Genomic DNA, 14,307 nt, shown 5'->3' on the forward strand with positions numbered 1-14,307 from the left:
CGAACAGGCGGCTGAGACCGTCGTTTCTCAGAGGAAGTAATAATGCATGCCCCAACGGTAACAGATGGGGGCATTTGCCGGTCAGAGACCGAGGTCGTCCAGTTCCTTGAGCAGCGCGGACCTCGGGCTCTGCTGCGGGGCGGCCGGTGCGGGGCGCTTGCGGTCGCGGAACAGCCAGCCGCCCACCAGGCCGCCCAGGAAGCCGAACAGGTGGCTCTGCCAGCCGATGCCTTCCTGGGGCAGCAGCCCCGCGAACTGGTAGGCGAAGCACAGGGCCATGACGACGCCCACCACGATGTCGATCAGATGCCGGTCGAACGCGCCGCGCACCAGCACGTAGCCGAAATAGCCGAAGAGGACGCCGCTCGCACCGGCGTTCGTGCTCATCGGGTCGCCGGTGAACCAGGCGCCCACGCCGCTCACCAGGATGATGAATCCCGTCACGCCGAAGAACTTGGCGACGCCCCGGTAGGCGGACAGGAACCCGAAGATGAACAGCGGCCCCGAGTTGGCCTCGATGTGCGCCCAGCTCCAGTGCAGGAACGGGGAGGTGACGATGTCGGGCAGGCTCTCGAGGTTCCACGCCTGCCGCCCGAACTCGTAGCTCAGAGCGTAGCCCGTTGCCCAGTTGACGACCTGGAGGATCCAGATGACGGCCAGGAACCCGACCATCACCCATAACGCCTTGCGGGCTTCGGCGATCATGATCTCCGCCGTGGGGCCCTTGGTCTCCATCTGGTCCTCCCGCGCTCTTCCGTGTCGCACCAGTATCGGATCGAAAGATCACGGATTCGGCATCGGAACGCGGCCCGTCAAGGAAGCGTGACTATTGGCGCGCGGACCGTAGGAATCGTGTAGAGATGGCTCCATCCGGATGAGCGGGTGCCGCAGGCTGGGAGCCGTCGCCCTCAGGAGGAGCCATGGTCGTTCATGTTCCGCAGCCCAGCGTGCCCCCCGATGCCGGGGAAGGCGTCGGCTCGGGGATGGAGCAGTTCCACCACCCCCGCCCGGTGCGCTGGGGCGCGACGATGACCCCTCAGCGGCGGCGGCTGATGGAGGGCCTGTCCGGCCGGGTGCTGGAGGTCGGCGCGGGTGACGGCGTCAAGCTGACCTGCTATCCCGCCGCCTGCGAGGAGGTCGTCCTGGTCGAGTCCGACCCCTTCCTGCGCGCGGCGGCCCGCCTCGTCCTCGACGACGTCCCGATGCGGGTGCGGATCCTCGGCGGGAACGCTTCCCAGCTCCCCGTGGAACCCGGCACGTGCGACGCGGTGGTCTGCTCGCTCGCCCTGTGCTGCGCCCCGCACCTGGACACGGCGCTCGGCGAGATTCACCGCGTGCTGCGGCCGGGCGGCGAGCTGCGCTTCCACGAGCACCAGCGCTCCGTCAATCCGGCCATGGCGCTGGCCGAGGCGATGGTCACCCCGGTGTGGGCCCGCGTGTGCGGCGGCTGTCACCCGGCACGTGACGTGGTCGCCGCCATCGAGCGGGCCGGATTCGTCATCGACCGGCTCGACCGCTTCGCCCGCTGGCACATCTCCCACGTCATCGGCAGCGCCCGCCCCGCCGTGACCTGAGCCGGCCGCAGCGCCCGGCGGACCCTCGACCGGCCGCGGCACACGTCAAGGCCGCGTAGAGAACACCGCTCCGGCCGAGCTGTTACGGTAAGGGCCGGTGTGCCGGGAAGCCTGGTCGGCAAGGGTCCTGTCGACGTTCCTCCGGAGGCTTCCCCGATGGTCACCTTGCTCACGGCGTTCGCCGGAGTGCTGCTGCTCGCCGTGCTCGTGTCCAGCCTGGCGCATCGCACGATCCTGTCCACGGCGGCGCTGTTCCTGGTGGCGGGGTTCGTGCTGGGCGACGGCGTGCTCGGTGTGGTGTCCGTCCGGCCGGGCGACGAGCTGGTGGGCACGCTGGCCGAGCTGGCCCTGTTCACGGTGCTGTTCACCGACGGCATGCGGGTCGGCTGGAAGGACCTGCGCACCGCCTGGCGGCTGCCGGGCCGCGCCCTGGGCTGGGGGCTGCCGCTCACCCTGGTCGTCACCGCGGTCGGCGCGCACTACCTGGTCGGGCTCGGCTGGGTCGAGTCGCTGCTGATCGGCGCGATCCTGGCGCCCACCGACCCGGTCTTCGCCGCCGCGCTGGTGGGCAACGAGAAGGTGCCGCCGCGGCTGCGGCAGCTGCTGAACGTCGAGTCCGGCGTCAACGACGGGCTGGCGCTGCCCTTCGTGATGGTGTTCCTGGCCGTCGCGGCCGGCTCCGACGACCTGCACCTGGGCGAGCTCGGTCTGGAGCTCGGGATGGGCGTGCTGATCGGCGTCGCCGTGCCGTGGCTGGCGATCAAGCTGGAGCAGACCCGCTGGTTCGCCGCCTCCACCCCGTACGAGCCGCTCAACGCCCTGGCCATCGGCCTGCTGGTGCTGGCGCTGGGCAAGGCCACGCACGGCAACCTGTTCCTGGCCGCGTTCGCCGCGGGCATCACGGTGGCCACGTTCGGGGAGCGGCAGCGGGAGTCGTTCGAGCACTTCGGCGAGCTCATCGCGGAGCTGTTCAAGCTGGCCGCGCTGCTGCTGTTCGGCGCCCTCATCACCCCCGCCCTGCTCGGCGCGGTCGGCTGGCGGGGCTGGCTGTTCGCGGTCCTGGCGCTGGTGCTGGCCCGCCCGATCGCGATCTGGCTGTCCTTCCTGCGCTCCGGCCTGTCGGTACGCGAGCAGGCGGCCGTGGCCTGGTTCGGGCCCAAGGGCTTCGCGTCCGTCGTGTACGGGCTGATCGTCCTGGCCTCCGGCATCGCCACCGCGCAGCAGGTCTTCCAGCTCGTCGCGGTCACCATCGTGCTGTCGATCCTGCTGCACTCCTCCACCGACATCGTGGTCGCCCGCGGGTTCGACGACGAGCGCGAGGTGCCGGCCTGGTTCGGCGGTGCCCGGCGGCGGCTGCGCGGGGACTGACCCGGCCCCCGTCCAACGGGCGGGCGCGTAGGGACCGCATCAAGAATCCGGCCGCGCCCGTATGGAACCCGTCAAGAAAGCCAAAACCACCCAAAAACCCGGATTTGCTGGGTCTACAGCCGCTCGCGAAGGGCGACTGGAACACCTGTCACGGAGTTGAGGAGTGGGGATGGCCGACGTCATCTTCGTCGCCCTGACGATCGCGGTCTTCGTGGTCCTCGGGTACGTCGTCAAGGCGGTGGAACGGCTGTGAACGCCGTCAACGCCATCGGGTTGGTCGTGGCCGCCGGTCTTGTGATCTTCATGGTCGTGGCCCTGCTGTTCCCGGAGCGGTTCTGATGTCATCGACCATGGCCGGGATCCTGTTCATCGCATCCCTGCTGCTCGCCCTGGCCGTCTGTTACAGGCCGCTGGGCGACCACATGTACCGGGTCTACACCGGCACCAGGCATTCCGCCGTCGAGCGGGGCGTCTACCGGCTGCTGGGCGTCCAGCCCGACAGCGAGCAGCGGTGGGGCGTCTACGCGCGCAGCGTGCTGGCGTTCTCGGTGCTGTCCGTCCTGTTCCTGTACGGGCTGCAGCGCCTGCAGAACCACCTGTTCCTGTCGCTGGGGATGGAGCCGGTCGAGCCGGCGCTGGCCTGGAACACCGCGGTCAGCTTCGTCACCAACACCAACTGGCAGGCGTACTCGGGCGAGGCCACCATGGGCCACGTCGTCCAGACGGCCGGCCTGGCGGTGCAGAACTTCGTCTCCGCGGCGGTCGGCATGGCGGTGGCCATCGCCCTGGTGCGCGGCTTCGCCCGCAAGAAGGCCGACACGCTCGGCAACTTCTGGGTGGACCTCGTACGCGGGACGCTCCGCATCCTGCTGCCCATCGCGTTCGTCGCGGCGATCGTGCTGGTCGCCGGCGGGGTGATCCAGACCTTCGCCGGCCACAGCACGTGGACGACGCTGACCGGCGGCGAGCAGACGTTCACCCCCGCCGCGGCCGCCTCGCAGGAGGCGATCAAGGACCTGGGCACCAACGGCGGCGGCATCTTCAACGTCAACTCCGCCCACCCGTTCGAGAACCCCACGTCGTGGACGAACTGGGTGCAGATCTTCCTGCTGGTGGTGATCGCCGCCGCCCTGCCGCGCACGTTCGGCCGCATGGTCGGCGACAACCGCCAGGGCTACGCGATCATCAGCGTGATGGCGATCATCGCGATCATCAGCATCGGCGTCACCCAGTGGGCGGAGCTGAGCGCGGGCGGCACCGTGCCGCAGGCGATCGGGCAGGCGATGGAGGGCCGCGAGTCGCGCTTCGGCGTCTCGAACTCCGGCATGTTCGCCTCCGCCACCACGCTGACCTCCACCGGCTCGGTCGACTCCTTCCACGACTCCTACACCGCGCTCGGCGGCGGCATGCTGATCTTCAACATGCTGCTCGGCGAGGTGGCGCCGGGCGGCGTCGGCGCGGGCCTGTACGGCATGCTGATCCTGGCCGTCATCACCGTCTTCGTGGCGGGCCTGATGGTCGGCCGCACCCCGGAATACCTGGGCAAGAAGATCGGCGCCCGCGAGATCAAGCTCGCCTCGCTGTACTTCCTGGTCACCCCGGTGCTGGTGCTCATCGGCACGGCGCTGGCCATGGGCACCGACGTGGGCCGCTCGGCCATGCTGAACTCCGGCCCGCACGGCCTGTCGGAGATCCTGTACGCCTACACCAGCGCCTCCAACAACAACGGCTCCGCCTTCGCCGGCGTCAGCGTGAACACCACCTTCCACAACACCACGCTCGGCCTGTGCATGGCCTTCGGCCGGTTCCTGCCGATCGTGCTGGCGCTGGCGCTGGCCGGCTCGCTGGCCCGGCAGGCGCCGGTGCCCGCCTCGGCCGGCACGCTGCCCACCCACCGGCCGCAGTTCGTCGGCATGGTGGTCGGCGTGACGATCATCCTGGTCGCCCTCACCTTCCTCCCGGCACTCGCGCTCGGACCCCTCGCAGAAGGACTTCTCTGACCATGTCAACGACCCCGAAGGAGAAGAGCCGGGTCGGCGGCGGCCTGCTCGACCCGAAACAGATGATCGCCTCGCTGCCGGACGCGCTGAAGAAGCTCAATCCCCTGAGCCTGTGGCGCAACCCGGTGATGTTCATCGTGGAGATCGGCGCGGTGTTCACCACCGTGCTGGCCGTCTTCGATCCGTCGTTCTTCGCCTGGGCCATCGTGGTGTGGCTGTGGCTGACCGTCGTCTTCGCCAACCTGGCCGAGGCGGTGGCCGAGGGCCGGGGCAAGGCCCAGGCCGCCACGCTGCGCGCCGCCAAGCGGGACACCACCGCGCGCCGGCTGAAGAGCCGCACGTCGCCGGAGTGGGACACGGTCGGCGCGCCCGAGCTGCGGCAGGGCGACTTCGTGGTCGTCGAGGCCGGGGAGACCATCCCGGGTGACGGCGACGTGGTCGAGGGCATTGCGTCGGTGGACGAGTCGGCCATCACCGGCGAGTCCGCGCCCGTGATCCGCGAGTCCGGCGGCGACCGCAGCGCGGTGACCGGCGGCACGAAGGTGTTGTCCGACCGCATCATCGTGCGGATCACCCAGAAACCCGGCGAGAGCTTCGTGGACCGGATGATCGCCCTGGTCGAGGGGGCGAACCGGCAGCGGACGCCGAACGAGATCGCGCTCAACATCCTGCTGGCCGCGCTGACCGTCATCTTCCTGGTGGCCACCGCCACGATGCAGCCGCTGGCCATCTACGCCAAGTCGATCAACCCCGGGGTGCCCGACTCGCTCGCGCTGACCGCCGACGGCGTGACCGGGATCGTGCTGGTCTCGCTGATCGTGTGCCTGATCCCGACCACGATCGGGGCGCTGCTGTCGGCGATCGGCATCGCCGGCATGGACCGCCTGGTCCAGCGCAACGTGCTGGCCATGTCCGGGCGGGCGGTCGAGGCGGCCGGGGACGTGTCCACGCTGCTGCTGGACAAGACCGGCACGATCACCCTGGGCAACCGGCAGGCGGCCGAGTTCGTCCCGGTGGACGGCGTCACCGAACAGGAGCTCGCCGAGGCCGCCCAGCTGTCGAGCCTGGCGGACGAGACGCCCGAGGGCCGCTCGATCGTGGTGTTCGCCAAGCAGCGCTACGAGCTGCGCGAGCGGGAGATCCACGGCGCCGAGTGGGTGCCCTTCACGGCCCAGACCCGCATGTCCGGGGTGAACCTGGCCGGCCGCGAGGTGCGCAAAGGCGCCGCCACGGCGGTGATGAAGTGGGTCCGCGACGCCGGCGGCCACCCCACCGAGGGGATCGGCCACATCGTGGACGGCGTCTCGGCCTCCGGCGGCACCCCGCTGGTCGTCGCGGAGAAGGGCCGGGTGCTCGGCGTGATCCACCTCAAGGACGTGGTCAAGGCGGGCATGCGGGAGCGCTTCGACGAGATGCGCCGGATGGGCATCCGCACCGTCATGATCACCGGCGACAACCCGCTGACCGCCAAGGCCATCGCGGACGAGGCCGGGGTGGACGACTTCCTGGCCGAGGCCACCCCCGAGGACAAGCTGGCGCTGATCAGGAAGGAGCAGGAGGGCGGCCGGCTGGTCGCGATGACCGGCGACGGCACCAACGACGCCCCCGCCCTGGCCCAGTCCGACGTCGGCGTGGCCATGAACACCGGCACCTCCGCCGCCAAGGAGGCCGGGAACATGGTCGACCTCGACTCCAACCCGACCAAGCTCATCGAGATCGTCGAGATCGGCAAGCAGCTGCTCATCACCCGGGGCGCGCTGACCACGTTCTCCATCGCCAACGACATCGCCAAATACTTCGCGATCATCCCGGCCATGTTCGCGGCCGTCTACCCGGGCCTGGACGCCCTCAACATCATGCGCCTGTCCAGCCCGCAGTCGGCGATCCTGGCCGCGGTCGTCTTCAACGCCCTGGTCATCATCGCGCTGATCCCGCTCGCGCTCAGAGGAGTCAGATACCGGCCCTCCAGCGCCGCCAAGCTGCTGTCCCGCAACCTGTACGTCTACGGCCTGGGCGGGATCGTGGCGCCGTTCATCGGCATCAAAATCATCGATCTCATCATCCAGTTCCTTCCGGGGATGTCATAAATGAACCGCATGCCCAGCTGGATCCGCCAGCACGTGGCCGCCCTGCGCGCGCTGCTCGTGCTCACGGCGGTCACCGGCATCGTCTACCCCCTGGCCGTCACCGGCGTGGCCCAGGCGCTGTTCAGCGGCAACGCCAACGGCTCGGTCATCGAGAAGGACGGCAAGGCCGTCGGCAGCTCGCTGATCGGCCAGTCCTTCACCGACGCCGACGGCAATCCGGTCCGCAAGTACTTCCAGTCCCGCCCGTCGGCCGCCGGCGACGGCTACGACCCCACCTCCACCAGCGCCAGCAACCTCGGCCCCGAAGACGTCATCGACGTGCTGCCCCACGGCGCGGACGCGGGCAAGCAGTCGCTGCTCACCCATGTGTGCGCCCGCTCCCGGGCGGTCGGCGAGTTGGAGGGCGTCAGCGGCGCCCGCCCGTACTGCACCCCCGACGGGGTCGGCGCGGTGCTGAAGGTCTTCCCCGACCGCGCCGTCAGCGTCAACCAGGCCTGCCCCGCCACCCCGTTCCTCCCCACCTACCAGGGCCTGACGGTGGAGTGCGCGAAGCCGGGTGAGGACTACGCGGCCGGCCGCACCGTCCCGGTCCGCGGCAACTCCGCGACGCCCACGGTGCCCGCCGACGCGGTCACCGCCAGCGGCTCCGGCCTCGACCCGGACATCTCCGTCGCCTACGCCGGCCTCCAGGCGCCCCGCGTCGCCAAGGAGCGCGGGATGCCGGTCGAGCAGGTGCGAGCGCTGATCGACGAGCACACCACCGGCCGCGCCCTCGGCTTCATGGGCGAGCCCGCCGTCAACGTGCTCGAGCTCAACCTGGCGCTGGACCGGTCGTGAGGAGGGGCCGCCTGCGGGTCTACCTCGGGGCGGCCCCCGGGGTGGGCAAGACGTACGCGATGCTCGGCGAGGGCCGCCGCGCCCGCGAGCGCGGCCGGGACGTGGTCGTGGGCTTCGTCGAGACCCACGGCCGCCCCCGCACCGCCGCCCTCCTGGAGGGGATGGAGACCATCCCGCGCAAGACCCTCGTCTACCGCGGCGCCACCTTCACCGAGCTCGACGTGGATGCGGTCATCGAGCGCGCACCCACGGCGGCGCTGATCGACGAGCTGGCCCACACCAATGTGCCCGGCTCGAAGAACGTCAAGCGCTGGCAGGACATCGACGAGATCCTCGACGCCGGCATCGACGTGATCTCCACGGTGAACATCCAGCACCTGGAGTCCGTCAACGACGTCGTGCAGCAGATCACCGGCATCCCGCAGCGCGAGACCGTCCCGGACGAGGTGGTCCGCCGGGCCCACCAGGTCGAGCTGGTCGACATGTCCCCGGAGGCGCTGCGCCGCCGCATGGCGCACGGCAACGTCTACGCGCCGGAGAAGGTCAGCGCGGCCATGTCGAACTACTTCCGCGTCGGCAACCTCACCGCGCTGCGCGAGCTGGCCCTGCTCTGGGTCGCCGGCAAGGTCGACGACCAGCTCGACCGCTACCGCGCCGACCACGGCATCGCCGTCACCTGGGAGACCCGCGAACGCGTGGTCGTCGCTCTCACCGGCGGCCCGGAGGGTGACACCCTGGTCCGCCGGGCCGCCCGCATCGCCGCCCGCACCAAGGGCGCCGACCTGCTGGCCGTCCACGTCACCAGCGCCGACGGGCTGGCCGGTGGCGATCCCGCCAACCTGGCCCGCCAGCGCACCCTGGTCGAAAGCATGGGCGCCACCTACCACCAGGTCGTCGGCGACGACATCCCCCGCGCGCTGCTCGACTTCGCCCGCGGCGTCAACGCCACCCAGCTCGTCCTGGGAGCCTCACGCAGGGGCCGGTTCGCGCAGATCTTCTCGCGCGGCGTCGGCGTGGAGACCACGGCCCTGTCCGGGTCGATCGACGTCCACATGATCACGCACGAGGAGGCCAAGAAGGGGCGCCGACATCACGACCGCTCCCGGGCTGCGCTGACGAGCAAGCGCCGGCTGGCCGGCTGGGCGGTCGCGACGGCCGGCCTGCCGCTGCTGACGGCCGCCCTCCTGCCCTTCCGCGACGTGATCTCGCTGCCCAGCGAGATCCTGCTGTTCCTGTGCCTGGTCGTCGGGGTCGCGCTGATCGGCGGGACCTGGCCGGCGGTCACGGCGGCGGTCGGCGGGTCGCTCCTGCTCAACTGGTTCTTCACGCCGCCGCTCGCCACCTGGACCATCGCCGATCCGGAGAACTTCCTCGCGCTCGTCGTGTTCGTGCTGGTGGCCGCCGCGGTCAGCACGATCGTCGACCTGGCGGCCCGGCGTACCCGGGAGGCGGCCCGGGCCCGCGCGGACGCCGAGGCGCTGTCCACGCTGGCCGGGCACGTGCTGCGCGGCGAGGCCGCGCTGTCCTCGCTGCTCGGCCGCCTGCGCGAGACGTTCTCCCTCGACTCGGTCACGCTGCTCGAACGCACCGGCGAACCCACCCCGGACGACCGGTCCCAGCCCGAGGCCTGGCGCATCGTCGCGACCACCGGCACGACCCCGTGCACCAGCCCCGGCGTGGCCGACACCGACGTGCGGATCGACGAGCGGCTCGTGCTCGCCGCGCGGGGCGGCCTGCTGAACGCCAGCGACCGGCGGGTGCTGGAGGCGTTCGCCGCCGAGGCCGCCGTCGCGCTGCGCCAGGAGCGGCTGCAGGAGGAGGCCGAGCAGGCCAGGCCGCTGGCCGAGGCCGACCGGATGCGCACCGCGCTGCTGGCCGCCGTCAGCCACGACCTGCGTACGCCGCTGTCGGCCGCCAAGGCCGCCGTGGAGAGCCTGCGCAGCCACGACGTCGCCTGGTCGGCGCGCGACCGGGAGGAGCTGCTGGCCACCGCCGGCGAGTCGCTCGTCCGGCTGGACCGGCTGGTGGAGAACCTGCTGGACATGAGCCGCCTGCAGGCCGGGGTGCTGGGCCTGTCGCTCCAGCCGGTCGCCCTGGAGGACGTCGTGCCCCGCGCGATCGACGACCTCGGCTCGCTGCGCGAGCGCGTCGAGGGCGACGTCGACATCGAGCTGCCCGACGTCGTCGCCGACCCGGCGCTGCTGGAGCGGGTGCTGGTCAACCTGATGAGCAACGCCGTGCGCCACAGCCCGCCCGGCCGGAACGTGCTCGTCACCGCGAGCACGCACGGCGACGACGTGGAGATCCGCGTCATCGACCGCGGGCCCGGCATCCCGCGCGAGGCGCACGACCGGGTCTTCCTGCCGTTCCAGCGGCTCGGCGACCGCGACAACGGCACCGGCGTGGGCCTGGGGCTGGCGCTGGCACGCGGACTGACCGAGGCCATGGGCGGCACCCTCGAACCCGAGGAGACACCAGGAGGAGGTCTCACCATGATCGTCAAGCTGCCGGTCTCGTCCCGGGCGGCTCCTCCGCGCCGTGCCGGGCCGCCGAACGGCATCCCGGCCTGATCACCGGGGCCCGGCACGGGCTACCGCGTCACCCCCTGACCGGCGTTCGGGCGAGGCTCAGGAGCAGGTCCTTGACCTCCACGGCCGCGTACCGTTCCCTGGCCGCGGACGCGTCGGAGCAGAGCAGGACGGGCGCGTCGGCGGGGTCGGCGGGCAGCAGCCCGTGGGAGCCGCGGACCGCCCGCGCCCCGGGGTCGAGGCCGACGACGTTCATGAGGTAACGCAGGCCGAGCTTCTTGCGCAGCAGCGCCAGCCCGGCCCGGCGCTTGGCGGCGGCGGGGCCGGCGGGGTCGAAGAACAGCTCGGCCGGGTCGTAGCCCGGTTTGCGGTGGATCTCGACCAGGCGGGCGAAGTCGGGGGCCCGCGCCTCGTCGAGCCAGTAGTAGTAGGTGAACCAGGCGTCGGGGTCGGCCAGCAGGACCAGCTCGCCGGAGCGGGGATGGTCCAGCCCGTGCGCCGCCTGCCCCTCCCGGTCGAGCACCGTGGCCACGCCGGGCACCGACTCGCACAGCTTCGCCACGGCGGGCACGTCGGCCGGGTCGCGGACGTAGACGTGCGCCACCTGGTGGTCGGCGACGGCGAACGCCCGGGAGGTCCACGGGTCCAGATACTCCATGCCGTCCTGCGTGTGCACCCGCAGCAGGCCCTCCGCGCGCAGGGCCCGGTTGACGTCCACGGGGCGGGAGACGTCGGTGATGCCGTACTCGGACAGGACCACCACGGTCCGGTCCCCTGCCGCGTCCAGCAGGGGCGCCAGGACGGCGTCGAGTTCGGCGGCGGCCGCGGCGGCCCGGGGGTCGGAGGGGCCGTAGCGCTGCAGGTCGTAGTCGAGGTGCGGGAGGTAGGCCAGGGTGAGGTCGGGGTCGCGGGTGGCCATGACGTGCTCGGTGGCCCGGGCGATCCAGGCCGACGACGCGATCCCGGCCCCCGGCCCCCAGTAGCTGAACAGGGGGAACGTGCCCAGCTTCGCGGTCAGCTCTTCGTGCAGCTCGGGCGGGTCGGTGTAGCAGTCGGGCTCCTTGCGGCCGTCGGCGCGGTAGATCGGCCGGGGCGTGACGGTCCAGTCGACGTCGGCGCCCATGGCGTACCACCAGCACACGTTGGCCACGGTGAAGCCGGGCCGCTCGCGGCGGGCGGCGTGCCACAGCTTCTCGCCGCCGACCAGCGCGTTGTGCTGGCGCCACAGCAGGACCTCGCCGAGGTCGCGGAAGTACCAGCCGTTGCCGACGACGCCGTGGCCGGACGGCGGCAGGCCGGTGAGGAACGTGGACTGCGCCGAGCAGGTGACGGCCGGCAGGACGGTGCCCAGCTCGGCCTGGAAACCGCTCCCGGCGACGGCGCGCAGGCGCGGCATGTGGGCCAGCAGCCGCGGGGTCAGTCCGACCACGTCCAGGACCAACAGCGAGGTCATGCCTTCACTCCCAGGTCGCACAGCTCGGTACGGGCGAAGTCCAGCTCGCCGGCGATGCCGGCGGCCAGTTCGGCGGAGGTCGTGGGCCGCAGCGCCGGCGGCAGCACGCCCCAGGTGTAGGTCTCCACGTCGTAGTGGTCGCACAGCGGCTCGGGCCCGCCGGCCAGCTCCGCGAGCGCCTCGCGCAGCACCGGGACGGTGGTGGCCAGGGGCGGGGCCGGGTCGGCGTGCAGCGGCACGTGGTAGTGGACCCGCCACGGGCCGGGCAGCCGGCGGTCGAGCGCCTCGTCGAGGTCGTCGGCCCGGTGCCCGGCGGGAGTGCGGGTCTGGTGCAGGAAGCGCGGCTCCACGTACTCGGCCAGCGCGGGCGGATGGGTGGTCTCCAGGGCAGCCGAGAGCTGGACCTTCACGACGGGCAGGCCGGCCGCGCGCAGCGCGCCCAGCGCGTCGGCCGGGCGCTCCCACGCGCAGGCCAGGTGCGCCAGGTCCAGGCAGATGCCGAGCCGGTCGGTGTCGGCGCCGGCCAGGTGGGCGACGGCCTGCTCGGTGCTCTCCACGACGCAGCCGGGTTCGGGCTCGAACGCCACGCGTACGACCCGGCCGGTGGCGGACTCGACGGCGGCCAGGCCGGTGGCGAGCTCGTCCAGGCGGCGGGCGGCCAGGTCCGCCATCGCGGCGTCCCACGGCTCGCGCCAGCCGAGCGGCAGGGTGGAGACCGAGCCGCGGGCCGCGTCGTCCGGCAACAGGCCGGCCAGGACGCGGGCCAGGTCGAGCGTGTACGCCAGCCGGGCCGGCGTGGTCCAGTCGGGGTGGTAGACGGCCTGCTTGACCACCGGGTCGTGGAAGGCGCGGTACGGGAAGCCGTTGAGCGTGACGACCTCCAGGCCCCGCGCGGCCAGCTCGCGGCCGAGCCTGCCGGTCGCGGCGGGGTCGGCGGCCAGCTCGGCGGCGACGGGCGCGGCCAGCCAGAGCCCCAGCCCCAGGACGTCGGTGCCGAGCAGGGCCCGGACCGGGACCGCGTACGTGTCGAACTGGGCGATGATGCCGTCGAGGTCCTCGGCCGGGTGCACGTTGGTGCAGTAGCTCAGGTGCAGCGGTGTCCCCGACGGGTGCCGCAGCCGCATCACTCGCCGCCGCGCCGGATCGAGCTGCCGGCGAACGTCGGCTCGGCGAACGCGGGCTCGGTGTCGCGGGCGCCCGGGCCGGCGGCGGTCAGGTCGAGGCGGCCGGACTGGCCGTAGAACTCCACCGGGTTGCGCCACAGCACCCGGTCCACGTCGTCCTCGCCGAACCCGGCCGCCAGCATCGCCCTGGCGGTCTCCAAGGTGAGGAGCGGGTCGGAGACGCCCCAGTCGGCGGCGGAGTTGATCAGCACGCGGTCGGGGCCGTGCGCGCGCAGGATCTCCACCATGCGCGGCGGCGACATCTTGGTCTCGGGGTAGATGGAGAACCCCATCCAGCAGCCCGAGTCCTTCACGAGCCCGACGGTCACCTCGTTGAGGTGGTCGACGGCGACCCGTTCCGGCGCGATGCCGGAGGCGGCCACGACGTCGAGCGTGCGCCGGGTGCCCCGGGCCTTGTCGCGGTGGGGCGTGTGCACGAGCGCCGGCAGCTCGTGCTCGACGGCCAGGGCGAGCTGCCGCTCGAAGGCGTCGTCCTCCTCCGGCGTCATCGAGTCGTAGCCGATCTCGCCGACCGCGACGACGCGGTCCTTGTCCAGGTAGCGCGGCAGCAGGTCCAGGACGGGGCGGCAGCGCGGGTCGTTGGCCTCCTTGGGGTTGAGCGCGATCGTGGCGTGGTGAACGACGCCGAACTGCGCGGCGCGGTAGGGCTCCCAGCCGATGAGCGAGTCGAAGTAGTCCGTGAACGAGCCCGGGTTCGTCCGCGGCTGCCCCAGCCAGAAGGCCGGCTCCACCACGGCCAGGACGCCGGCGGCGGCCATGCGGGCGTAGTCGTCGGTGGTGCGTGAGGTCATGTGGATGTGCGGGTCGAAGATGCGCATCAGGTCTCCTCGCTGGTGAGACGGCGGAGCAGGTCGGCGGCGTCGCCGGGCATGGGGCGCCCGGCCGCGGCGAGCTCGGCGGCGAAGTCGGCCAGCATGCCGGCCAGCTCCGGGTCGGCCCGCTCGTCCAGCCGGTCGACGGCGTCCAGCGGCACGCCCATGAACACGCACTTGAGCACCGCCTGCCGCCAGGCGGCCTGGTCGAGGTGGCGGGCGTACGGGCCGAGGGCGGCGGCCACCAGGCGGACGTCGTTGGTCCGGATGGCGTCGTGCAGGAGGGGGACGGCCTGCGTACCGACCGGCAGCATGGGCAGGGCCTTGAGCACGGCCCGCTTCTCGTCGGCGTCGCCGTGGTGGTAGAGGTCGCCGGCCTCGGCGGCGGCCCGATCGGGCGGGAGCGAGGCCAGCAGCAGCGTCCGCGCCGCCTCGTCGGCCGTCCAGCCGGGCGCGTCGGGCAG

At 72.2% G+C, this 14,307-nt stretch carries 12 protein-coding genes; 7 read left to right on the forward strand and 5 right to left on the reverse strand.

Annotation, left to right across the window (positions count from 1 at the left end; genetic code table 11):
- Positions 1-81: 81 nt before the first annotated feature.
- A complete protein-coding gene (locus AB0J69_RS42215; RefSeq protein WP_364129997.1) occupies positions 82-735 on the reverse strand; it encodes a rhomboid family intramembrane serine protease in 654 nt (217 codons plus the stop codon).
- A 185-nt stretch (positions 736-920) separates the two neighbouring features.
- Here AB0J69_RS42215 and AB0J69_RS42220 point away from each other — a divergent pair, with 185 nt between their 5' ends.
- The 7 genes from AB0J69_RS42220 to AB0J69_RS42250 all read left to right on the forward strand — a co-directional run bounded on the left by AB0J69_RS42220 (position 921) and on the right by AB0J69_RS42250 (position 10,436).
- Complete coding sequence (locus AB0J69_RS42220; protein WP_364130000.1) at positions 921-1,574, forward strand: class I SAM-dependent methyltransferase; 654 nt, start codon at positions 921-923, stop codon at positions 1,572-1,574.
- 156 nt (positions 1,575-1,730) lie between these two features.
- Positions 1,731-2,942, forward strand: a complete 1,212-nt coding sequence (locus tag AB0J69_RS42225) for a cation:proton antiporter (protein WP_364130002.1) — start codon at positions 1,731-1,733, stop codon at positions 2,940-2,942.
- Between the two features lie 249 nt (positions 2,943-3,191).
- Positions 3,192-3,281, forward strand: coding sequence for a K(+)-transporting ATPase subunit F (gene kdpF, locus AB0J69_RS42230; RefSeq protein WP_364130005.1), 90 nt, complete (start codon positions 3,192-3,194; stop codon positions 3,279-3,281).
- Positions 3,281-4,942 carry a potassium-transporting ATPase subunit KdpA gene (gene kdpA / locus AB0J69_RS42235; RefSeq protein ID WP_364130008.1) on the forward strand — a complete coding sequence of 554 codons (1,662 nt, stop codon included), beginning with the start codon at positions 3,281-3,283 and terminating at the stop codon, positions 4,940-4,942. The genes kdpF and kdpA overlap by 1 nt, the downstream gene beginning before the upstream one ends.
- A 2-nt stretch (positions 4,943-4,944) precedes the next feature.
- A complete protein-coding gene (gene kdpB / locus AB0J69_RS42240; protein WP_364130011.1) occupies positions 4,945-7,029 on the forward strand; it encodes a potassium-transporting ATPase subunit KdpB in 2,085 nt (694 codons plus the stop codon).
- On the forward strand, positions 7,030-7,866 hold the full coding sequence (locus AB0J69_RS42245; protein WP_364130014.1) for a potassium-transporting ATPase subunit C: 837 nt from the start codon (positions 7,030-7,032) through the stop codon (positions 7,864-7,866).
- Entirely contained in the window at positions 7,863-10,436 is a 2,574-nt protein-coding gene (locus tag AB0J69_RS42250; protein WP_364130016.1) for an ATP-binding protein, read from the forward strand. Before AB0J69_RS42245 ends, AB0J69_RS42250 begins: the two co-directional genes overlap by 4 nt.
- 28 nt (positions 10,437-10,464) lie before the next feature.
- On the opposite strand, the gene AB0J69_RS42255 is transcribed toward AB0J69_RS42250, so the two are convergent.
- From AB0J69_RS42255 to AB0J69_RS42270, 4 genes are all read right to left on the reverse strand, one after another.
- Entirely contained in the window at positions 10,465-11,847 is a 1,383-nt protein-coding gene (locus AB0J69_RS42255) for a nucleotide pyrophosphatase/phosphodiesterase family protein (protein ID WP_364130018.1), read from the reverse strand.
- The gene (gene eboE / locus AB0J69_RS42260) at positions 11,844-12,971 is read right to left on the reverse strand and encodes a metabolite traffic protein EboE (protein ID WP_364130021.1); all 1,128 of its coding nucleotides are present in this window, start codon (positions 12,969-12,971) and stop codon (positions 11,844-11,846) included. The genes AB0J69_RS42255 and eboE overlap by 4 nt, the downstream gene beginning before the upstream one ends.
- Complete coding sequence (locus AB0J69_RS42265; protein ID WP_364130024.1) at positions 12,971-13,849, reverse strand: TatD family hydrolase; 879 nt, start codon at positions 13,847-13,849, stop codon at positions 12,971-12,973. The genes eboE and AB0J69_RS42265 overlap by 1 nt, the downstream gene beginning before the upstream one ends.
- On the reverse strand, positions 13,849-14,307 hold a 459-nt coding region (locus AB0J69_RS42270), incomplete at its 5' end, for an EboA domain-containing protein (RefSeq protein ID WP_364130027.1). The genes AB0J69_RS42270 and AB0J69_RS42265, both read right to left, overlap by 1 nt.

The sequence above is a fragment of the Nonomuraea sp. NPDC049709 genome (assembly GCF_040674815.1).
Taxonomy (GTDB): Bacteria; Actinomycetota; Actinomycetes; order Streptosporangiales; family Streptosporangiaceae; genus Nonomuraea.

Coding starts and splice junctions, on each gene's coding strand:
- AB0J69_RS42225 (WP_364130002.1), top strand. CDS start 1,731: ATGGTCACCTTGCTCACGGCGTTCGCCGGAGTGCTGCTGCTCGCCGTG.
- AB0J69_RS42245 (WP_364130014.1), top strand. CDS start 7,030: ATGAACCGCATGCCCAGCTGGATCCGCCAGCACGTGGCCGCCCTGCGC.
- AB0J69_RS42220 (WP_364130000.1), top strand. CDS start 921: ATGGTCGTTCATGTTCCGCAGCCCAGCGTGCCCCCCGATGCCGGGGAA.
- AB0J69_RS42265 (WP_364130024.1), bottom strand. CDS start 13,849: ATGCGCATCTTCGACCCGCACATCCACATGACCTCACGCACCACCGAC.
- AB0J69_RS42215 (WP_364129997.1), bottom strand. CDS start 735: ATGGAGACCAAGGGCCCCACGGCGGAGATCATGATCGCCGAAGCCCGC.
- kdpB (WP_364130011.1), top strand. CDS start 4,945: ATGTCAACGACCCCGAAGGAGAAGAGCCGGGTCGGCGGCGGCCTGCTC.
- eboE (WP_364130021.1), bottom strand. CDS start 12,971: ATGCGGCTGCGGCACCCGTCGGGGACACCGCTGCACCTGAGCTACTGC.
- AB0J69_RS42255 (WP_364130018.1), bottom strand. CDS start 11,847: ATGACCTCGCTGTTGGTCCTGGACGTGGTCGGACTGACCCCGCGGCTG.
- kdpA (WP_364130008.1), top strand. CDS start 3,281: ATGTCATCGACCATGGCCGGGATCCTGTTCATCGCATCCCTGCTGCTC.